20 protein-coding genes and 1 riboswitch are annotated in these 20,691 nt (G+C 60.1%); of the genes, 14 read left to right on the forward strand and 6 right to left on the reverse strand.

What is annotated here, in order from left to right; genetic code table 11:
* Nucleotides 1–292 precede the first annotated feature (292 nt).
* The 3 genes from ACTNBU_RS02005 to ACTNBU_RS02015 form a co-directional block, all read right to left on the reverse strand.
* A complete protein-coding gene (locus ACTNBU_RS02005; RefSeq protein ID WP_441030195.1) occupies nucleotides 293–676 on the reverse strand; it encodes a desulfoferrodoxin family protein in 384 nt (127 codons plus the stop codon).
* 17 nt (nucleotides 677–693) lie between these two features.
* Nucleotides 694–1,992 carry an MBL fold metallo-hydrolase gene (locus tag ACTNBU_RS02010; RefSeq protein WP_441030280.1) on the reverse strand — a complete coding sequence of 433 codons (1,299 nt, stop codon included), beginning with the start codon at nucleotides 1,990–1,992 and terminating at the stop codon, nucleotides 694–696.
* A gap of 146 nt (nucleotides 1,993–2,138) precedes the next feature.
* Entirely contained in the window at nucleotides 2,139–3,005 is an 867-nt protein-coding gene (locus ACTNBU_RS02015) for a nitroreductase family protein (protein ID WP_441030197.1), read from the reverse strand.
* Between the two features lie 350 nt (nucleotides 3,006–3,355).
* On the opposite strand from ACTNBU_RS02015, the gene ACTNBU_RS02020 reads away from it, so the two are divergent.
* Nucleotides 3,356–5,869, forward strand: coding sequence for a ribonucleoside-diphosphate reductase subunit alpha (locus ACTNBU_RS02020; RefSeq protein ID WP_441030199.1), 2,514 nt, complete (start codon nucleotides 3,356–3,358; stop codon nucleotides 5,867–5,869).
* A gap of 12 nt (nucleotides 5,870–5,881) precedes the next feature.
* Nucleotides 5,882–6,931, forward strand: coding sequence for a ribonucleotide-diphosphate reductase subunit beta (locus ACTNBU_RS02025; RefSeq protein WP_441030201.1), 1,050 nt, complete (start codon nucleotides 5,882–5,884; stop codon nucleotides 6,929–6,931).
* Nucleotides 6,932–7,060: 129 nt separating this feature from the next.
* Here ACTNBU_RS02025 and ppdK read toward each other — a convergent pair whose 3' ends face one another.
* Complete coding sequence (gene ppdK / locus ACTNBU_RS02030; RefSeq protein WP_441030203.1) at nucleotides 7,061–9,685, reverse strand: pyruvate, phosphate dikinase; 2,625 nt, start codon at nucleotides 9,683–9,685, stop codon at nucleotides 7,061–7,063.
* A gap of 353 nt (nucleotides 9,686–10,038) precedes the next feature.
* On the opposite strand from ppdK, the gene ACTNBU_RS02035 reads away from it, so the two are divergent.
* From ACTNBU_RS02035 to ACTNBU_RS02065, 7 genes are all read left to right on the forward strand, one after another.
* Nucleotides 10,039–10,899: a DNA polymerase III subunit delta' gene (locus ACTNBU_RS02035; RefSeq protein ID WP_441030205.1), complete on the forward strand. Its 861-nt coding sequence runs from the start codon at nucleotides 10,039–10,041 to the stop codon at nucleotides 10,897–10,899.
* Nucleotides 10,896–12,254, forward strand: a complete 1,359-nt coding sequence (gene ricT, locus ACTNBU_RS02040; protein ID WP_441030207.1) for a regulatory iron-sulfur-containing complex subunit RicT — start codon at nucleotides 10,896–10,898, stop codon at nucleotides 12,252–12,254. Before ACTNBU_RS02035 ends, ricT begins: the two co-directional genes overlap by 4 nt.
* Nucleotides 12,255–12,361: 107 nt before the next feature.
* Complete coding sequence (locus ACTNBU_RS02045; protein WP_441030209.1) at nucleotides 12,362–13,204, forward strand: HAD-IIB family hydrolase; 843 nt, start codon at nucleotides 12,362–12,364, stop codon at nucleotides 13,202–13,204.
* 146 nt (nucleotides 13,205–13,350) lie between these two features.
* The gene (locus ACTNBU_RS02050; RefSeq protein ID WP_441030211.1) at nucleotides 13,351–13,743 is read left to right on the forward strand and encodes a GntR family transcriptional regulator; all 393 of its coding nucleotides are present in this window, start codon (nucleotides 13,351–13,353) and stop codon (nucleotides 13,741–13,743) included.
* Nucleotides 13,724–14,419 (forward strand): ABC transporter ATP-binding protein, encoded by a 696-nt coding sequence (locus tag ACTNBU_RS02055; protein WP_441030213.1) that lies wholly within the window; start codon nucleotides 13,724–13,726, stop codon nucleotides 14,417–14,419. The genes ACTNBU_RS02050 and ACTNBU_RS02055 overlap by 20 nt, the downstream gene beginning before the upstream one ends.
* Nucleotides 14,413–15,228: a hypothetical protein gene (locus ACTNBU_RS02060; RefSeq protein ID WP_441030215.1), complete on the forward strand. Its 816-nt coding sequence runs from the start codon at nucleotides 14,413–14,415 to the stop codon at nucleotides 15,226–15,228. The genes ACTNBU_RS02055 and ACTNBU_RS02060 overlap by 7 nt, the downstream gene beginning before the upstream one ends.
* Before the next feature lie 70 nt (nucleotides 15,229–15,298).
* Nucleotides 15,299–15,769, forward strand: coding sequence for a COG2426 family protein (locus ACTNBU_RS02065; protein WP_441030216.1), 471 nt, complete (start codon nucleotides 15,299–15,301; stop codon nucleotides 15,767–15,769).
* An 86-nt stretch (nucleotides 15,770–15,855) separates the two neighbouring features.
* Here ACTNBU_RS02065 and ACTNBU_RS02070 read toward each other — a convergent pair whose 3' ends face one another.
* The gene (locus ACTNBU_RS02070) at nucleotides 15,856–17,121 is read right to left on the reverse strand and encodes an amidohydrolase family protein (protein ID WP_441030217.1); all 1,266 of its coding nucleotides are present in this window, start codon (nucleotides 17,119–17,121) and stop codon (nucleotides 15,856–15,858) included.
* 56 nt (nucleotides 17,122–17,177) lie between these two features.
* Nucleotides 17,178–17,276, reverse strand: a riboswitch (purine riboswitch).
* A gap of 185 nt (nucleotides 17,277–17,461) precedes the next feature.
* Between ACTNBU_RS02070 and ACTNBU_RS02075 the strand changes: the two genes are divergently transcribed.
* A complete protein-coding gene (locus ACTNBU_RS02075) occupies nucleotides 17,462–18,301 on the forward strand; it encodes a hypothetical protein (RefSeq protein ID WP_441030218.1) in 840 nt (279 codons plus the stop codon).
* A gap of 204 nt (nucleotides 18,302–18,505) precedes the next feature.
* Here ACTNBU_RS02075 and ACTNBU_RS02080 read toward each other — a convergent pair whose 3' ends face one another.
* Entirely contained in the window at nucleotides 18,506–18,958 is a 453-nt protein-coding gene (locus ACTNBU_RS02080; protein WP_441030219.1) for a nucleoside deaminase, read from the reverse strand.
* Nucleotides 18,959–19,073: 115 nt separating this feature from the next.
* Here ACTNBU_RS02080 and ACTNBU_RS02085 point away from each other — a divergent pair, with 115 nt between their 5' ends.
* The 4 genes from ACTNBU_RS02085 to rpsI all read left to right on the forward strand — a co-directional run bounded on the left by ACTNBU_RS02085 (nucleotide 19,074) and on the right by rpsI (nucleotide 20,691).
* Nucleotides 19,074–19,349, forward strand: coding sequence for a DUF2508 family protein (locus tag ACTNBU_RS02085; protein ID WP_441030220.1), 276 nt, complete (start codon nucleotides 19,074–19,076; stop codon nucleotides 19,347–19,349).
* Nucleotides 19,340–19,603 carry a pro-sigmaK processing inhibitor BofA family protein gene (locus ACTNBU_RS02090; protein ID WP_441030222.1) on the forward strand — a complete coding sequence of 88 codons (264 nt, stop codon included), beginning with the start codon at nucleotides 19,340–19,342 and terminating at the stop codon, nucleotides 19,601–19,603. The genes ACTNBU_RS02085 and ACTNBU_RS02090 overlap by 10 nt, the downstream gene beginning before the upstream one ends.
* Nucleotides 19,604–19,840: 237 nt before the next feature.
* Nucleotides 19,841–20,272, forward strand: a complete 432-nt coding sequence (rplM, locus tag ACTNBU_RS02095) for a 50S ribosomal protein L13 (RefSeq protein WP_441030224.1) — start codon at nucleotides 19,841–19,843, stop codon at nucleotides 20,270–20,272.
* Between the two features lie 14 nt (nucleotides 20,273–20,286).
* Nucleotides 20,287–20,691 (forward strand): 30S ribosomal protein S9, encoded by a 405-nt coding sequence (gene rpsI / locus ACTNBU_RS02100; protein ID WP_441030225.1) that lies wholly within the window; start codon nucleotides 20,287–20,289, stop codon nucleotides 20,689–20,691.

The following is a 20,691-nucleotide window of genomic DNA, read 5'->3' on the forward strand; positions in this document are numbered from 1 at the left end:
TTTTCAAAGAAAACGAATTCCATGTTTGCTGCCGGGTATTTCGTATAGAAGCTGCGCCGTTACCGGTCAAAAAAAGACAGCAGGTCCCAAATTTGGGACTCGCTGTCTTTCTATAAGATTGCTTTACGACCGCCTTAATAGGAAAGGAGGATCGTGCTTAGCCTTTCTTGATCCCAGCTTGGGCGGCCACATATATTGCGAGGAAATATGTTTGCTGGACCTTTCCCAATATCGTCCAGCAGCTGTATTGCGCATCCGGGCTGCCGTCAGCTTTTACTTGCGCTCAGGTTTCTCAGAGCTCAGACATCCACAGGCCATGAAGGTTGCAGTAAGCATAGACCGCCAACGGCTTGTCATCTCCGGTCAGGGCAAAGGAGACCGCGGGGGCGGAGCCGGGAGTCAGAGTCTTGCGCTGGCCACCGGAAGTGGTCTTCAGATAGACCCACTGGATAAAATGTTCTTCCGTCATCGGATGCTCCACGGCACCCACGGTGACATTGACGATACCGCCTTCCACGGAGGCTACTGGAATGTGCTTTTCCGTGCTGGCTTCCACGGTACCCGGGACCAGTTCTTTCATTTTCTGGCCGCAGCACACCAGGGGAACGCCTGCGTCATGGATCTTGCCGACAATGTTTCCGCAATGCTCACAGATGTAAAACTTCGTCTCGCTCATAATCATTTCCTCCTGATTTATTGAATCTCCTCAAAATCCCCGGTGCCGTGCTTGCAGATGGGGCAGACGAAATCCGCGGGAAGCGTCTCGCCCTCGTACACATAGCCGCAGATCTTGCAGACGAACTTCTTGTTACCGCCGGACGCGGACTCAGGCGCGGCGGCTTCGCCGCACAGGGCCTTCCCCAGCAGCTCCAGCTGCGCGGCGCTGGTCTCGTTCAGCGCGGACCGGATGGTCACTACCGGATCCACGTAGGTCAGGTCCTTGCTCTTTTCCAGCAGGCCCCTGATGACCCGGGCCGCGGAGGGCGCCCAGCTGCCGTTCTCCACAATGGCCACCGTCCGGCCGCAGAAGCCCCGGGCGGTCAAATGCTCGATGAACTCCCGCATGAAGGGGAAGATGTCGTTGTTATAGGTCGTCGTGGCCAGCACCAGCTTGCTGTACCGGAAGGCGTCCGCCACCGCCTGGGACATGTCACTGCGGGCCAGGTCGCAGACAGTCACCTTCTGCCCATTGGCCTTCAGCGTCTCCGCCAGCTGCTCCACAGCCTTCCTGCTGTTGCCGTAGACGGAGGTGTAGGCGATGAGGATGCCGTCCTCCTCCGGGGTGTAGGAGGACCACTTGCCGTAGAGGTCCATGTAATAGCCCAGGTTTTCATTCAACACCGGACCGTGCAGCGGGCAGATGGTCTGAATGTCCAGCGCGGCGGCTTTCTTCAGAACCGTCTGCACCGGGCCGCCGTATTTGCCCACGATGCCGATGTAGTAGCGGCGGGCCTCGTCGTCCCAGTCCTCCTCCGCGTCCAGGGCGCCGAACTTGCCGAAGGCGTCGGCGGAGAACAGCACCTTATCCGCAGCGTCATAGGTCATAATGACCTCCGGCCAGTGGACCATGGGGGCGGCGATGAAGCGCAGGGTGTGCCTGCCCAGAGACAGGGTGTCGCCCTCCTTCACGGCCGTCCGGCGGGCAGAGACGTCCGCGCCGAAGAAGTTTTGGATCATCTCGAAGGTCTTGCCGGACGCCGCGATCTTCGTGTCCGGATAGGCCTCCAGAAAGCGGATGAGACTGCCGGAGTGATCCGGCTCCATGTGCTGGACGACGATGTAATCCGGCACCCGATTGCCCAGGACGCTTTGAATGTTGTCCATCCACTCCCGCGCAAAACGCGCGTCCACCGAATCGATGACCGCCGTCTTTTCATCAGCGATCACATAGGAATTGTAGGCCATGCCGTTGGGCACACGGTACTGGCCCTCAAACAGGTCGATCTCGTGGTCATTTACACCCACATACCGGATATCCCGGGAAATCATCAGTACTCCTCCTCATTTTCTTTCATAATATTTAAAAATCTTTTCTTGTGATGGTTTGCCTATTATAACATTCGCTGCTTGCGAAATTGAAAAGCTCCGGAGGGGCAAGGACCTCTCCAGAGCTTTTGCTCATTGTGCAGCAGGGCTTGTTACAGCTTGCAGGACGCAACGGCCTCATAGCCCTCCGGCAGCTGGAGCTTTGCGGCATCCCCACCGAATCCCCATTTGATCTTGCCGGCCCACTGAGAGGCCGTGCTGGTGAAGTGCAGCAGCACGATGCCCAGGCCCAGTTTGGCGTCGATCTCATCGGTGTAGCTGTCCGGCGCCTTCACCAGAGTGATCTGACCCTCGTGGATGATAAAGCCATAGGGCTGTCTGTTCAGATAGCTGGGAGAGAGCGTGGCCGCATAAAGGGCCTCCCACAGCATATCATCAAAGAAGCCGATGTACTCATCCAGGCCCTCACAGTTGCCCCAGGTATCCATGAAGACCATGTCATGCAGACTGTGCTTGGGGGCAAAATACTGGCGCTTGGCGCTGATGTCCACGTTGGACATGCTCAGGATGTTCACGCGCAGGCGCTTGGTGGTCTTTACGCCCTGGCCAAAAGCCACAATGGCGGCCACATCCAGCTCGGAGTCGATCTTCAGAGCAGCCTTGACCTTCTCGCTGTCAGTAAAGGTGATCCAGCAGCAGCCCAGATCCATGTCGGTCAGCTTCAGGACCATGTCCTCCATCATGTAACCGGCGTTTTCGCCCGCAAGATCGCCCTTGGTGGACAGCAGAACCAGGTAGTGCGGTGCGCCGATCAGAAAGCTCTCGTAGCCGGCAGCACCTTCCAGTGCTTCCTTCGCCTCTTCACCGAAAACGCACAGCTTCGTCTCCAGCTCGGGAACCAGGCGCTGGCAGGATTTCTGATAATAGGCCTCAATTTCCGCAAGCGCAGACGCGGATACTTTCTTGTCCGTAAATTCGCGGACAGATTTTCTGTTTTGAATCAGCGCACTATAGTTCATGGATGTGCCTCCTAAATCAATTTGAGATATTCAGGACGGCCTATAAAGCCATCATCCCTCATCTTCAATCTATATTTTTATATGATATTACATCTTGCTTAGAATTGCAAGTTCTACATGGAATAATTTCGTTGAAACATGAACAAGCCTTCTGAATTTTGGAATTTTCATGCACGACAGAATATCCATTAATCAGGAATAACAATCCCACACCGCAAAGAATAAACGACTCATTGCTTCTGCGGCCATTTCGCATCTGATGCTGGACTGCATATTGGCAACGCATGGGCCTTGAAAAGGCTCACGGTGAAGAGTACAATATATCCTATGATTGTACGGAGGATGACAAAATGGAGATTTTGAAGCGCAGCGGTGCTGTTGAAACATATGATCCGCAGAAAATTATAAATGCCATGAAAAAGGCCTTCTCCAGCGTGGATAAAACGCCCGCGGAGGATGAACTTGAGCAGTTGCTTGCCATGGTGGAGGCCCGCCTCAGCCACGAGAACGCCTCTGTTGAGCAGATCCAGGATCTGGTGGAACTGTCCCTGATGGAGCGCGGCCATTATGAAGCCGCGAAAAGCTACATCCTGTACCGGTATCACCGCACGGAGCTCCGGCAGGCCCGTCAGCGGATCACCGCGCTGTCCGGCTGCGGCGAGCTGGACGGCTGTCTTCTGGAGATCCAGCACGACTTCGACGCTTCCGTCTATTCTCTGACCGCGCTGGCGGCGCAGTTCAGCGGCTTTGCCAAGCCCGGGATGGAGCCGGACGAACTCATGGCCATGCTGACCAAGGCGGCGGTGGAACTGACCACGCAGGAGGCTCCGAGATGGGAGCTGATCGCGGCACGTTTCCTGAACTTCGACTTCCGCCGCCGTCTTGCCCGGGAGATGGCCAGCCGCGGGATCACCGGCTTTTATGACAAGCTCGTCTATCTGACCCGGGAGGGCCTGTATGGGGAGTACATCCTGCAAAACTATTCCCGCGCGGAGATTGAGCAGGCCGCCGCGTTCATTGACGACAGTCGGGATAAGCGGTTTACCTGGTCCGGACTGGATCTGCTGCTCAAACGGTATGTCATTCAGACGCACCAGCATGTGGCGCTGGAAACGCCCCAGGAGATGTTCCTGGGCATTGCCCTGCACCTGGCCATGAAGGAGACCCATGACCGCATGGGCTGGGTCCGGCGGTTCTATGATATGCTCAGTCTGATGCAGGTCACCATGGCGACCCCCACCCTTTCCAATGCCCGCAAGCCATACCATCAGCTATCCAGCTGCTTCATCGACACCGTCCCGGACAGTCTGGACGGGATCTACCGCAGCATCGACAACTTTGCCCGCGTCAGCAAATTCGGCGGCGGCATGGGGCTTTACTTTGGCAAGGTCCGCGCCACCGGAAGCGCCATCCGCGGTTTTGACGGTGCCGCCGGCGGCGTGATCCGCTGGATCAAGCTGGTCAACGACACCGCCGTGGCTGTGGATCAGCTGGGAATGCGTCAGGGCGCCGTGGCCGTTTATCTGGACGCATGGCACCGTGATCTGCCGGAGTTCTTACAGCTTCGGACCAATAACGGCGACGACCGGATGAAGGCACATGATGTGTTTCCGGCAGTCTGCTATCCCGACCTTTTCTGGAAGCTGGCCAAGGAAGATCTGAACTCCCCGTGGTATCTTATGTGCCCCCACGATATTCTCACTGTGAAGGGGTATGCGCTGGAGGATTACTGGGGCGAGGAATGGGAACGCCGTTATCAGAGCTGCGTCAATGATCCCCGCATTGCCAAGCGGACGGTCACGGTGAAAGAGATCATCCGTCTGGTCTTGAAAAGTGCCGTGGAGACTGGGACTCCTTTTGCCTTCAACCGGGACACCGTCAACCGGGCCAATCCCAACGGACATAAGGGCATGATTTACTGCTCCAATCTCTGCACGGAGATCGCCCAGAATATGTCCCCTATCGAGGCAGTCTCCACTGAAGTCCAGACAGCAGAGGGCGATACCGTGGTCGTGCAGACCACCCGGCCCGGTGACTTTGTGGTCTGCAATCTGGCGAGCCTCTCTCTCGGAAACCTGCCCGTGGAGGATGAGCAGGCGCTGGGGCAGGTGGTCCGGACCGCTGTACGCGCTCTGGATAATGTGATCGATCTGAACTTCTATCCCCTGGCCTATGCCCAGCTCACCAATCAGCGTTACCGCAGCATCGGCCTTGGCGTCAGCGGCTATCATCACATGCTGGCAAAGCACGGGATCGCCTGGGAGAGCGAGGAGCATCTGTCCTTCGTGGACCATGTCTTTGAGACCATCAACTATGCCGCCATCTCCGCCAGCTGTGAACTGGCAGCGGAAAAGGGCGCTTACAGCCTGTTTGAGGGAAGCGCCTGGCAGACGGAAGAGTACTTCCGGCAGCGGAACTACACCTCTCCCGCCTGGCAGGCTTTGGCCGATCGGGTCAAAAAGCAAGGGATGCGGAACGCCTATCTGCTGGCCGTGGCACCCACCAGCAGCACCAGCATCCTGGCCGGCACCACCGCCGGTATCGACCCTGTCATGAACAAGTTCTTCCTGGAGGAAAAGAAGGGCAGCATCCTCCCCCGTGTGGCGCCGGATCTGTCCATCGACACGTACTGGTACTATAAAAACGCCCACCACATCGATCAGAGGTGGAGCGTCCGGGCCTGCGGTGTCCGTCAGCGCCACATTGACCAGGCCCAGAGCATGAATCTGTATATCACCAATGAATACACACTGCGCCAGGTACTGGAGCTGTATCTGCTGGCCTGGGAACAGGGCGTCAAGACCATTTACTATATCCGCAGCAAGTCGCTGGAAGTGGAAGAATGCGAAAGCTGTTCATCGTAAGGAGGAAGACCTATGGCAGAACTGATGAAGAAACGGCCGCTGTTCAACCCGGACGGCGATACCGATGTTCGCCTGCGCCGGTTGATCGGCGGCAATACCACCAATCTGAATGACTTCAACAATATGAAGTATCCCTGGGTCAGTGACTGGTACCGGCAGGCGATGAACAACTTCTGGATCCCCGAGGAGATCAATCTGGCCCAGGATGTGAAAGACTATCCCCGCCTTTCTGTGGCAGAGCGGACTGCTTATGATAAAATTCTGAGCTTTCTGGTGTTTCTGGACTCCATCCAGACGGCAAACCTGCCCAATATTGCAGAGTATACAACAGCCAATGAGGTGAATCTCTGCCTGTCCATCCAGACTTTTCAGGAGTGTGTGCACAGCCAGAGCTACAGCTATATGCTGGACACCATTTGCAGCCCTACTCAGCGGGATGACATCCTGTACCAGTGGAAGACCGATGAACATCTGCTGCGGCGCAACACCTTTATCGGCAGCCTTTACAATGCGTTTCAGGAGCACAAGGATGCCGTCACGTTCCTGAAGGTGCTCATGGCAAACTACATCCTGGAGGGCGTTTATTTCTACAGCGGCTTTATGTTCTTCTACAATCTCTCCCGGAACGGCAAAATGCCCGGCTCCGCCCAGGAGATCCGCTACATCAACCGGGATGAGAACACCCATCTGTGGCTGTTCCGGAACATTCTGCTGGAGCTGCAGAAGGAGCAGCCGGAGCTGTTTACGGAGGAGAATATCGCCATTCTCCGTGAGATGTTGGATGAGGGCGTACGGCAGGAGAGCGCCTGGGGCCGCTATGTGATCGGCGACAGCATCCCCGGCCTGAATACCAGAATGGTGACGGATTATATCCGCTATCTGGGCAACCTGCGCTGGTCCGGTCTGGGATATGGCTATTTGTACGAGGACAACCGGGAAGAGCCCGCCAGCATGGGTTGGGTCAGTCAGTATTCCAACGCCAACATGGTAAAGACCGACTTCTTCGAGGCCAGGAGCACGGCGTATGCCAAGAGTACCGCACTGGTGGACGATTTGGACTGACACCGGTTCAATATCAATGCTTTTCCGTAGATAAACCGGATATCATTTACATATAAGTGCAAAAAACGCCCCCGATTCCGTCTGGAATCGGGGGCTTTCTCATGCGATCAAGCCATTAAGCAGGAGTGATCAATCTTTGATAGCGGCCTGGGCGGCGGCCAGACGGGCGATGGGCACGCGGAAGGGAGAGCAGGAGACATAGTCCAGGCCCACCCGGTGGCAGAACTCCACGGAGGAGGGATCGCCGCCGTGCTCGCCGCAGATGCCCAGGTGGATGTCGGAGTTGGCGGCGCGGCCCATATCGGCGGCCATCTTCACCAACTTGCCGACGCCCTTCTGGTCCAGCTTGGCGAAGGGATCGTTTTCGTAGATCTTCTTGTCGTAGTAAGCGCCCAGGAACTTGCCAGCGTCATCGCGGGAGAAGCCGAAGGTCATCTGGGTCAGGTCGTTGGTGCCGAAGGAGAAGAAGTCGGCTTCCTTGGCGATCTCGTCGGCGGTGAGGGCGGCGCGGGGGATCTCGATCATGGTGCCGACCTTGTACTTCATGTCAGACTTGACGGAGGCAATGATCTCGTCGGCGGTCTTCACCACGACGCTCTTGACATAGGCCAGCTCCTTCACCTCGCCCACCAGGGGGATCATGATCTCGGGGACCATGGTCCACTCGGGATGACGGGCCTGGACGTTCAGCGCGGCCTTAATGACGGCGCGGGTCTGCATGGCAGCAATCTCCGGATAGGTGACAGCCAGGCGGCAGCCGCGGTGACCCATCATGGGGTTGAACTCGTGCAGGCCGGCGATGATGGCCTTGATGTCCTCAACGCTCTTGCCCATGTCCTTGGCCAGCAACGCAATGTCGGCCTCCTCGGTGGGCACAAACTCGTGCAGGGGGGGATCCAGGAAGCGGATGGTAACGGGGCAGCCCTCCATGGCCTCGTAGATGCCCTCGAAGTCGCCCTGCTGCATGGGCTCCAACTTGGCCAGAGCCTTCTCGCGCTGCTCCACGGTGTCGGAGCAGATCATCTCACGGATGGCGGGGATACGGTCAGCGTCGAAGAACATGTGCTCGGTGCGGCACAGGCCGATGCCCTGAGCGCCGAACTTCCTGGCCTGAGCGGCGTCGTGGGGAGTATCGGCGTTGGTGCGGACTTTCAGGCGGCGATACTTGTCGGCCCAGCCCATGACGCGGCCGAACTCGCCGCCGATGGAGGCGTCCACAGTGGGGATGGCGCCGTCATAGATGTTGCCGGTGGAGCCGTCCAGAGACAGCCAGTCGCCCTCGCCGTAGGTCTTGCCGGCCAGCTCGAACTTCTTGTTCTCCTCGTCCATCTTGATGTCGCCGCAGCCGGAGACGCAGCACTTACCCATGCCGCGGGCCACGACGGCAGCGTGGGAGGTCATGCCGCCGCGGACGGTCAGGATGCCCTGAGCGGCCTTCATGCCCTCGATGTCCTCGGGAGAAGTCTCCAGACGGACCAGGACGACCTTCTCACCGCGGGCAGCCCACTCCTTGGCGTCCTCAGCGGAGAAGACGATCTTGCCGGAGGCGGCGCCGGGAGAGGCGGGCAGAGCCTTGCCGATGACGGTGGTCTTCTTCAGGATGTCGGCGTCGAACTGGGGATGCAGCAGCGTGTCCAGAGAGCGGGGCTCGATCATGGCCACGGCCTTCTTCTCGTCGATCATGCCCTCGTCCACCAGGTCGCAGGCGATCTTCAGAGCGGCAGCGGGGGTGCGCTTGCCGTTGCGGGTCTGCAGCATGTACAGCTGGCCGTGCTCCACGGTGAACTCCATGTCCTGCATGTCGCGGTAGTGATCCTCCAGGATCTTGCAGACGTTCTCAAACTGGGCGAACGCCTCGGGGAACTTCTCAGCCATCTGGGCAATGGGCATGGGAGTACGAACGCCGGCCACGACGTCCTCGCCCTGAGCGTTGGTCAGGAACTCGCCCATCAGCTTCTTCTCGCCGGTGGCGGGGTTGCGGGTGAACGCCACGCCGGTGCCGCAGTCGTCGCCCATGTTGCCGAAAGCCATGGACTGCACGTTGACAGCGGTGCCCCAGGAATAGGGGATGTCGTTGTCACGGCGATACACGTTGGCGCGGGGGTTGTCCCAGGAACGGAACACAGCCTTGATGGCGCCCATCAGCTGCTCCTTGGGATCAGAGGGGAAGTCCTCGCCGATCTTGGCCTTGTACTCGGCCTTGAACTGGCCGGCCAGCTCCTTCAGATCCTCGGCGGTCAGCTCCACGTCCTGGGTGACGCCGCGCTCTTCCTTCATCTTGTCGATGAGCTGCTCGAAATACTTCTTGCCGACTTCCATGACCACGTCGGAATACATCTGGATGAAGCGGCGATAGCAGTCCCACGCCCAGCGGGGGTTGTTGGACTTCTTGGCCAGCACATCCACCACGGTCTCATTGAGGCCCAGGTTCAGGATGGTGTCCATCATGCCGGGCATGGAGGCCCGGGCACCGGAGCGGACGGAGACCAGCAGGGGATTCTCCATATCGCCGAACTTCTTGCCGGTGATCTGCTCCATCTTCTCGATGTACTCCATGATCTCGGCCATGATCTCGTCGTTGATCTGACGGCCGTCCTCATAGTACTGGGTGCAGGCTTCGGTGGTAATGGTGAAGCCCTGGGGAACGGGCAGGCCGATGTTGGTCATCTCGGCCAGGTTCGCGCCCTTGCCGCCCAGCAGTTCGCGCATGTTCGCGTTGCCCTCGGTGAACAGGTAACAATACTTTTTGCTCATACTACGCATACTCCTCCGTTTTTCTGTCCTTGCCAAATTCGCGGAAAATGTTTGCCACTCAGGGAATGCAGAAATTAGCATATAAATTATAATTTGTAAGGTCGGAAAAAACAATGTTTTTTTCTGATGAGAACGGGAAATCCGGGATGAAAAATTTCAAGGTGAATTGTGCAAAACCCACAGGCAATCGTTTCAATTTCAAAGGAAGATGTCTCCGGTCCTGCGGAATTTTTTCCGGATCCGGCTTCCGATTTTTCCGGAATCGTGGTATGATGAAAAGAAATGACTACCTGAGCAGCCGCGTCCTGATGCCATCCGGGATGCGGCGGAAGAACAGGAAGGAAGTGAGCGCCTTGGCAGAACTGGAACTGCCTGGAAATGAGACCGTGGCCGCGCGGCTGCGGGAGGCGGCGGAGCGCGGGACTCTGGCCCATGCTTTGCTGTTCACCGGCAGCGGCGACCGCATGGCTGCCGCCCTGTTTGCCGCGGCGGCTTTTCAGTGTACCGGGAAACACACCCGGCCCTGCGGCGCCTGCGCAGGCTGCCGGAAGGTCCGGGAGGGCATCCATCCCGACGTCACCGTGGTGCAGGACACGGAGCACAAGAACATCGCCGTGGATGTCATCCGTCAGGTGCGGGCGGACGCCTATATCCGGCCCAATGAGGGCGGGCGGAAGGTCTATCTCTTTCCGGACTGCGCCATCCTGACGGAGACGGATCAGAACGTGCTGCTGAAAGTGGTGGAGGAGGGCCCGCCCTACGCGGCGTTCCTGTTCTGCGTGGAAAATCCGGCGGCGGTTCTGCCCACCCTCCGGTCCCGGTGCGTGGAACTGAAGCTCCGGCCCGCCGGCGAGGCGGAACGGACGCTCTCCGAGGACGCCCAGGCCCTGTGCCGGGCCATCGGCGGCAAAAAGCGGGGCAGCGTTGCGGAGGTGCTGGTGCGGCTGGAGAAGAGCAAATGCACCCGGGAGGGCCTTCAGACACTTCTGGAGGAGACCTACGGGGCCTTCGCGGCGGCGCTTCTGGCGCAATATGGTCGCCCGGAGACCGGAAACATGGGAAAAACCGCCGCTTCCCTCGCAAAAAACTTGACAAGAGCACAAATCATGGGCACAATAGAAATATTGCAGAACTACCGGCAGCAATGCCAATACAACGTCAGTGCCGGTCAGACGCTGGGCGCCCTGACCGTGGAATTGGAGGGTATCCTTTGACAGAAGTCATCAGCGTCCGCTTTCGGGGCGGATGCAAGAATTATTATTTTGACCCCAAGGGCATCCAGGCGCGGATGGGCGACGAGGTGATCGTGGAAACCGCCCAGGGCATGGAGTTCGCCACGGTGACCCAGGGGAACCACGATGTGGAGGACAGCGCCATCGTCAAGCCGCTGTCCCCGGTGATCCGCATGGCCACGGAGAACGACCGCCGCACCGTGGAGTACAACCGGAAGCGGGAGCGGGAGGCCTTCGACATCTGTGAGAAGAAGATCGCGGACCACGGCCTGGAGATGAAGCTGGTGAACGTCAGCTGCTCCTTCGACGGCAGCAAAATCATCTTCTTTTTCACCGCCGACGGCCGGGTGGACTTCCGGGAGCTGGTGCGGGATCTGGCCAGCGTGTTCCGGGCCCGCATCGAGCTGCGGCAGATCGGCGTCCGGGACGAGGCCAAGATGATCGGCGGTCTGGGCATCTGCGGGCGGCCCTTCTGTTGCTCCCAGTTCCTGGACGGCTTCATGCCCGTGTCTATCAAGATGGCCAAGACCCAGAACCTGAGCCTGAACCCCGCCAAGATCTCCGGCATCTGCGGGCGGCTCATGTGCTGCCTGAAATATGAGCAGAACGCCTACGAGGACGCCGCCAAGCGGATGCCGAAGAACGAGTCCTTCGTGCAGACGCCGGACGGCCCCGGAAACGTCAAGAGCGTGGATCTGCTGCGGGAGCAGGTGAAGGTTGCGCTGGACTCTGCCGCGCCCTCTGATCCCCTGAAGTGCTATCACAACTGCGAGATCTGCGTTCTGAGGAACGGCAAGGGCAGTCGGGACGGCATCGCCATTCCGGAGCGTCCGGAGCGGTATGTGGAGCCCGCGGAGGAGGACGAGGAGCCGGCGCTGTCCCCCGCCATGTCCACGCCGTTCTATATGAGCCGCCTGGAGAGCCAGGCCATGGCCGCCGAGGAGGCCCCCGTCCGGGAGAAGATCGGCGGACCGGACAGCGGCGGCGACAAGCGCCGGCGCCGTCATCGGGGCCGGGGCCATCGGGGCGGCGCAAAGCCCGCGGAAGGCGGCGAGACCGCTTCCCAGGCTCAGCCGTCCAGGCAGGAGAATCGTCCCGAGGGGAAGCCCCGTCAGGAGAGCCGCTCCGAAGGAAAGCCCCGTCAGGGCGGACAGGCCCGCCAGCAGTCGAAAAAGCAGGAGGAGCGGCCCCAGAATCCGAAGCCGCCGAAGGCCGCAGCAGCGGGACAGCAACCCTCCGGAGAACAGAAGCCCAATCGTCATCGTCCCCATCACCGGGGAAACCGCCGGAAGAGCGGCGGAGAGGGCGGAACACCCGCGCCCTCCCAGGGCGAGTGATCTGATAAAACCGATATCCACAGAAAAGGCGTCCCGCCGTCCGTGACCCGGGCGGCGGGATTTTTGAAAGCAGCTCCATCTGCCACATCTCAAAGGAGGACCGATCCATGGGAAAATTCGACGGCGTGCTTATCGCCACTGATTTCGACAACACCCTGATCTTCACGGAGGACTGTCTCCGCCGCGGCCTGCCCATCCCCCCGCTGTCGGAGAAGAACCGGCAGGCCATCGAAGCCTTCACCGCCCAAGGGGGACGCTTCGCCATCTCCACAGGACGGGCGCTGGCGGCCTTCTCCCCCATCGCGCCCATGCTGCCCATCAGCGCTCCCTGCGTGGTGTGCAACGGCGCCGCCATCTATGATTGGAACAGCCAGAAATATCTGGAGTTCTCCCTGTTGGATGAGACGGCCAAGGAGCGGGCTCAGGTGGTGCTGGACACCTTCCCCGCCGTGGCGCTGGAGGCCTATCACATCGACAATGTGGTCCACACCGTCCACCCCAACGCCTACAGCCGGAAACACGAGCATCTGACGAAGGTGGGCGCTGACGAGCGCGCCTGCATGGCGGACGTCCCCCTGCCTCTGGGTAAGCTGCTCTTTGAAGAGAAGCGGTCCGTTCTGGAGGACGTGGTGCGGTTCATGGAGGAAAAGGGCTGGGCCGGCGACTATGAACTGACCTTCTCCTCCGACGTCCTGCTGGAGATGACCCAGAAGAGCGCCAACAAGGGCGGCATGGTCCTGCGGCTGGCGGAACTGCTGGGCGTGGACCGGAAGGACCTCTACTGCGTGGGCGATGAGTCCAACGACATCACCATGCTGACGGTGGCTGCCCAGGGCTTCGCTCCAGCCAACTGTTCCGAGGCCGTCCGCGCCAGCGGCGCCACCATCGTCTCCGACGCCCGTCACAGCGCACTGGCAGACGTCATCGCCATCCTGGACAGGAAATACTGATCTCCCTTCGCACTGATACTTCCGCGCCCGGGGATCTGCCCGGGCGCGGATTTTTTATTTTTTTCAAATTCCCTATTGACAAATCCCTATCTTGTGTTATTGTATTAATTGCTTGATACAGTTGATTCTTACGAGGAGGTGTTCGGATGCTTTGGCAGTTCAACAGCGGCTCGCCCATCTATTCCCAGTTGATCCATCAGATCAAGCAGGGCATCGTCTCCGGCATTTTCCCGCCGGGAGAGCGGCTGCCCTCGGTGCGGGATCTGGCTACGGAGGCCGGTGTGAATCCCAATACCATGCAGCGGGCGCTGGCGGAGCTGGAGCGGGACGGTCTGGTGTACAGTCAGCGGACCGCGGGACGATTTGTAACGGAGGACAAAGACATGATCGAAGCGGCAAAGCGAGGTCTGGCGGAGGCGCAGATCCATGCGTTCCTCACGGCCATGACCCATCTGGGCTATGAAAAAGAGGAGATCCTGACCCTGGTGCGTCAGGAATCAGAGAGGGAGGCAACGGAACATGGCGGTTCTGGAATGTAACGCGCTGACCAAGCGCTACGGCAAAACCCCGGCGCTGGAGGATGTCACATTCGCCATCGAGCCGGGACGCATCGTGGGCCTGCTGGGCCCCAACGGCAGCGGCAAGACAACGCTCATCAAGCTGGCCAACGGCCTGCTGACCCCCACGGCGGGCGACATCCGCATCTGCGGCACGGCCCCCGGACGGGCCACCCGCAGTGTGGTGAGCTATCTGCCGGAGCGGACGTGCATCCCCCTGTGGATGACCACCCGGCAGCTGATGGATTTCTATCAGGACTTTTACAGGGACTTCCGCCGGGACGCGGCGGAGGAGATGCTCCGGCATCTGAACATCCGGGAGAACCAGCACATCAAGCAGATGTCCAAGGGCACCCGGGAGAAGGTACAGCTCATCATGGTGATGAGCCGGGCCGCCAGCCTGTATTTGCTGGATGAGCCCATCGGCGGTGTGGACCCCGCCACCCGGGACTATATCCTCTCCACCATCATCAGCAACTACAATCCCGAGGCGGCGGTGGTGATCTCCACCCACCTCATCGCTGACGTGGAGCGGGTGCTGGATGAGGTCATCTTCATCAACCAGGGACGTCTTGTGCTGCAGGCCAGTGTGGATGAGATCCGGGAGGAAAAGGGCATGAGTGTGGACGAACTGTTCCGGGAGGTGTTCAAATGCTGAGAAAATTGCTGAAGCACGAATTCCGCGCCACGGGACGGATCATGCTGCCGCTGTATCTGGTGCTGCTGGCCACCTCCGTGGGCGCCAATCTCTCCACCCGGGGCCTGCTGGAGACCGACAACCGTCTGCTGGATATCCTGGGCGGTCTGCTGATCATAGCCTTCGTGGTGGCCATCATCGGCGTGTGCATCATGAGCCTGGTGGTGATGGTCCAGCGGTTCTACAAGAACCTGCTGCAGGACGAGGGCTACATCATGATGACCCTGCCCTGCTCCATCCACCAGCAGGTGTGGAGCAAGCTCATCGTCTCCGCCGTCTGGTTCGCCCTGTCCTTTGCGATGGTCTGTCTGGCCTGCGTCCTTATGGCCTTTGACGTGTCTGCCATTCAGGAGATCCTGGACCTCTGCCAGGAGCTTCTGCACGCCCTCACCGGCAAGTACTCCTTCAACGCCGTGGCCTTCGGCGTGGAGCTGCTGGTGCTGTGCTTCGTGGGCTGCTGCGTTCTGTGTCTGGAGTTCTACGCGGCACTGGCCATCGGTCACAGCCGTCCCTCCCACAAGATGGCCTGGTCCGTGCTGTTCTTCTTCATATTGCAGTTCGCCATGCAGATGATCAGTTCCGCGCTGATCATCGGGCTGGACGAATCGGCCTTCTACTACTTTCTGATGGATCTGACAGACGTTCACCTCAGCGGAACAGCGGCCATCCACGCCAGTCTGTGGTTCCTCTCCGCCTGCGCGGCAATTTATGGCGCTGTTTTCTATTTCTTAACAACTTATTTCTTGAAACGGCACCTCAACCTGGAGTAAACTATATTTCACAGCTCCGTCACGGTCTCCGGGACTGCTGGAGACCGTGACTTTCGTTTTGGAGGACCGCATGGGCTTTTTGGACACGATACTTAAAAAACTGCTGCTCACCGCCGGATGGGCCATGATACCGGTACTGGAGCTCCGGGGGGCCATCCCCATCGGCGTGGCCCAGGGCCTGGAGCCCTGGACGGCCTGTACCGCCGCGGTGGTAGGCAATATGCTGCCCATCCCCTTTCTGATCCTGCTGACCCGCCGGGTCTTCGACTGGCTCCGGGCCACGCCCCTGCTGGGGCCCAGGATCGTGCAGCTGGAGCATCGGGCCCATCTGAAGGGCCGTCTGGTGCGGAAGTACCGCCTGCTGGGGCTGGTGGTGCTGGTGGCCATTCCCCTGCCTGGCACCGGTGCCTGGACTGGGGCCCTGGTGGCCTCCGTACTGGACATCCGGCTCCGGGAGGCCCTGCCCGCCATCTTTCTGGGGGTCATCATCGCCGGCGGCATCATCACCGCCGTTACCATCGGCGTGGTGCGGCTGTTCTGAGGTGCGGATGACCGGATCTCTCATGAGAAAAGAGCCATGGAGACAGGCTTTCACCGTCTCTATGGCTCTCTTTTTCCATCTTGCGTTTATCCGGCGGTATACACCTTTTTCCCCGCACTCCACACCGCCCGGATGGCTCCCGGCTGGCGGAGATACACGCACCGTTCAAACCGCTCCCGCGCCGTCAGAGAATGGGGCTGGAGCAGCTGCCCGTCATCCAGCACCAGGGCGTGGAGGGGATTGCCCGCCGCGAAACCCGGCGCGTCTCCGAAAAAGGCCGCACCGGCGGAGGTGCCCAGATACCAGCCCTCCGCCACGGTGAGGAAGTCGGTCTGCCAGCCGTCCATGATGCGGCGGTCCTTGGAGGCCCGGATGGCGTCCGCCACAGCGTCAAACATGCTGATGGAGGATCCGCCGGCCACGTCGCTGCCCAGCGCCACCTTGACGCCCTCGTCCAGCATCACCCGCACCGGTGCCACGCCGGAACAGATGCTGTTGTTGGAGTTGGCGCAGTGGACCGCCGTCACGCCCGCATCCCGCATGGCCTGCCGCTCCCGCGCGTCGCTGTGGACGCAGTGGGCCATCAGCGTCCGGTCATTCCACAGGCCGAATTTGGCGTAGGTCTCCCAATACCGGGCGCAGTCCGGGTGGAGCCGGCCCACCAGTTCCATCTCCGCGTGGTTCTCCGACAGGTGGGACTGAATGGGCAGGTCCCGCTCCGCCGCCAGCTTCCCCAGGAAGGCCATCAGCTCATCGGTGCAGGAGGGGGTGAACCGGGGCGTCAGCATGGGGCGGATATTCTGAAACCGCCCGCACTCCTCCAGCCACCGCAGGGTCTCCCGCTCCGACTCCTCTGTGGTCTCCCGAAGGCAGGGGGCGTTGTTCCGGTCCATGTTCACCTTGCCCACATAGCCCACGACGCCCGCCTTCTCCAGCTCCTCCATAAGGATCAGCGTGGCCTCCCGGTGGAGGGAGGAGAACATGCACACCCGGGTGGTGCCCCCGGCCACCAGGTCTCGGGCAAGGCGGCTGTAGACCTCCCGGGCAAAGTCGGGATCGGCGTACCGGGCCTCTGTGGGGAAGGCATAGGCGTTCAGCCAGTCCAGCAGGGGCAGATCCATGCCCATGGCCATCATGGCGTACTGGGGGCCGTGGATGTGCAGGTCCGCCAGAGACTGTAGGATCAGGCAGTCTCCCCAGTCCTCCACCGCCGCGTTCCGGTATTGGGGCGGCAGCTCCGGAAACACACCGGTGATGACGCCGTCCTCAGCGACGAGATAGCCCTGTTCCGTGATGTCCAGTTCCCCCAGAGCGGGGGCGGACACGATATTGCCTTTTAAAATGGTGATCATCGCAAATACACCTCACACGTTTCTCATAAAAACAAAACGAGCGCCCGGACCGGTGCTTCCTCCGGCCGAACACTCATAGCGGGACCTCCGGCGGCCCCGTAGAAACTTCCGCGCCATGACAGCGGAACTATATGATCTTTGCTGTTTTCGTATTCATCATAGCACCCTCCGCCGGAAAAAGCAACCCCGTCCCGCCTGCCGCCCTCATAGACAAACGGCGGGATCTGTGATACAATATTGCAGTCGGAGCCGCAAACGCGGCACTGTGCGCCCCATTTGGATCCTGAACGGTCCCCCGTCTCTCCGGAGACACCGGACCGTGCTGTTTTGGAGGCTTCATATGAAAAAATACCAAGCCGTATCCCTGACCGCCCTGGCGGGCGGAGCCGCCGCCTTCGTCCTGCGGCTGGCCCAGAACCGCACCGGCTTCGAGGCCGATACCGGCCTGCCCGTGGCGGGAAATCCCTTCGCCCTTTTGCTGCCTGTCCTTCTGGCGGCGCTGGCGCTGGTAATCTTTCTGCTGACCCGTCGGCTGCCGGGTGAAAAGGAGGATACGCCCCTGACGTTCACCGGCTATTTCTCCGTCCGGAACACCGGCGTCCTGACGCTGATGGTGACGGGCGTCTTCCTTTGGGGAGCGTCCGGCATCGCGGACATCGTGCTGGCCCGGTTCCGGCCCAGCGTCAGCGCGGACAGCATCCTGTTCGCCATCACGCCCCGGCTGTATATCCTGCTGGGCATCCTCACCGTGCTGTCCGCCGGAGCGCTGTATGTGCTGCTGGACACCTGCCGCCGGGGCGGAAAGCGGGAGAACCGGGACTCCTCCCTCAGCGGGAACCTGCTTCTGGTCCCGGCGGGCTGCCTGCTGGTCCGGCTGGTGCTGGTCTACCGGGAGGACTCCGTGAATCCATCCCTGGCTGCCTATTATGTGGAGATCCTGGCCCTGGCCTTCCTGATCCTGGCGCTGTACCGCGCGTCCTCCTTCGGGTTCCACTGCGGCCGGACCCGGCGCCTCTCCCTGTACGCCGCCTGTGCCCTGATCCTGTGCCTGGCCACACTGGCGGATGGACACGACCTGCCCGCCTCCATGCTGTATCTGGGCGGCGCGGTGCTGATGCTGGGCCTTCTTCTGATGCGGGCCAGCGGAGAGGAGACCTCCGCCGGTCCGGAGAACAGTTGAGCCGCCGGACTGTCTTTTATGGAAACAAAATACGGAATAGAGAAAGCGCCAGCCTTCCGGCTGGCGCTTTCTCTATCTGTTTGGAAGATTGGATGAAAAGAAGTTTGTCTCTTGCAATTATTAAGATACCCGAGGTTTGTTAAGGAAGCCAGCCTGGTTTGTTACAAAAGTTTTAAATTCGGACAGTCTATCAAAAATTTTATGTCAACTTTCCTTCCGCAGATTCCGGAAAAACGCCGTCAGCAGCGCCTGGCACTCCTCTGCCAGGATGCCGCCCACCAGAGCAGGACGGTTGGGAAAGTCCTCCATGCAGAGGTTGATGACGCCGCCGCAGGCCCCCATGGCCGGGTCTCTGGCACCATAAAACACCCGGGAGACCCGGGCGTTCAGGATCGCGCCCGTGCACATGGGACAGGGCTCCAGGGTCACGTACAGCGTGCAGCCGTCCAGCCGCCAGGACCCCAGCGCCGCGTTGGCCTGGGCGATGGCCTCCATCTCCGCGTGGGAGGCGGCGGACTGCTTTTCCTCCCGGCGGTTCCGCCCCTCGCCGACGATCCGTCCCTCCCGGACGATGACGCAGCCCACCGGCACCTCTCCGGCCGCGGCGGCCTCCCGGGCCAGCTCCAGCGCCCGGCGCATATAGGTCTCGTGTTCCATCAGAACCTCCTGGCGCCCGTGGGCGCGATTTTCCGCCGGGACACGCCCCGGCGGGAATATTTTTGGAATATTTGGAAAGACTTCCCGTAGAATCAATCGTAAGGGGGGGACGAAGATGCGCGCCTGGTGCTTCTCGAAAAAGCCGGCTCCCGACCCGGAACTGGAGGACCTGAAGGCGGAACTGGCCGCCGCCCAGGGTGATCTGCAGGCGGCCTATAACCAGTTCGATCTGGCGGTGGAGCCGGAGCTGGTGGAATCCTGCATCTATCAGATCAACGCCATCCAGGCCCGGTGCAACTATCTCATCCGGGTCATCAAGGGCCGGTGTCCGCACTCTCCGGCGGCAGCGGCAGCGGCGGCAAAGACGAAGGAGGACGCCCTATGGACCTGAATCAGAAGATGCTGGCCGCCATTCTGGCGGGCTTTCTCATCATCGCGCTGCTGCGGGTGTTCAGCGCGCCCCTGCGGCTGGCGCTGCGGATACTGGCCAACACACTGCTGGGTTTTCTGGCACTGTGGGCGGTGAATCTCACCGCCGCCGTCACCGGCATCAGCCTGGGGCTGAACATCTGGAACGCCCTGGTCATCGGCGTTCTGGGGCTGCCGGGCTTCGTGCTGCTGCTGTTGGTGCAATGGGTGTTGTAGCTACATAAGCGGAACGCGGGAGGGGTCTCTGCCTCTCCTGCTTTGATTTTAAAAATGGAAAGTAAGATTTCGAGAGATATCAATAGAAAATCGAAGAAAAATTAAGATAACCAGCTGTTAAATGAATTTGCTGTTGACAGCTTTGTGCCCTTGTGCTATAAATATTCATGCTCCGATTTTAACCCGGAGCTCTTGATTTGTAAAGCGAGTCAAATATATATGTACGGAGGAAACACCATGTCCACTTTTATGGCAAACAAGGCCAACATTGAGCGTAAGTGGTACATTCTGGACGCTGCCGGCAAGCCCCTGGGCAAGACGGCTGTCCGGGCCGCCGATCTGCTGCGCGGCAAGATGAAGCCCACTTACACCCCCCACGCCGACTGCGGCGACAACGTCATCATCATCAACGCCGGCAAGGCTGTCCTCACCGGCAACAAGGGCACTCAGAAGATCTACCGGACTCACTCCGGCTGGGTGGGCGGCCTGAAAGAGACCCCCTATCGCATTCTGATGCAGGAGAAGCCCGAGGTTGCCATGCGGGTGGCCGTCCGCGGCATGATGCCCCGGAACACCGTCAGCAAGGATTCCCTCAAGCGTCTGCACATCTATGCCGGCGCGGACTATGAGCAGCAGGCCCAGAAGCCCGTTGCCCTGGACGTTGAATAAGGAGGAGCGAGAGCATGTATCAGTCTAAGAAACCCTATCTGTATGGTACCGGCCGTCGGAAGTCCTCCGTGGCCCGTGTCCACCTGTTCCCCAACGGCACCGGCTCCATCACCATCAACGGCCGTGACATCGATGACTACTTCGGCCTGGACACCCTGAAGATGGTGGTCCGTCAGCCCCTGGAGTCCACCGGCAACGCCGGCAAAATGGACATCGTTGCCACCGTCACCGGCGGCGGCGTCTCCGGCCAGGCCGGCGCCCTGCGCCACGGCATCGCCCGTGCCCTGCTGCTGGCTTCCGAGGACTATCGTCCCATTCTGAAGAAGGCCGGCTTCCTGACCCGCGATCCTCGTATGAAGGAGCGCAAAAAGTACGGCCTGAAAGCAGCGCGGCGTGCTCCCCAGTTCAGCAAGCGCTGA

This window comes from Dysosmobacter sp. HCP28S3_G4, from assembly GCF_052065175.1.
In the GTDB taxonomy this organism is placed as follows: Bacteria; Bacillota; Clostridia; order Oscillospirales; family Oscillospiraceae; genus Oscillibacter.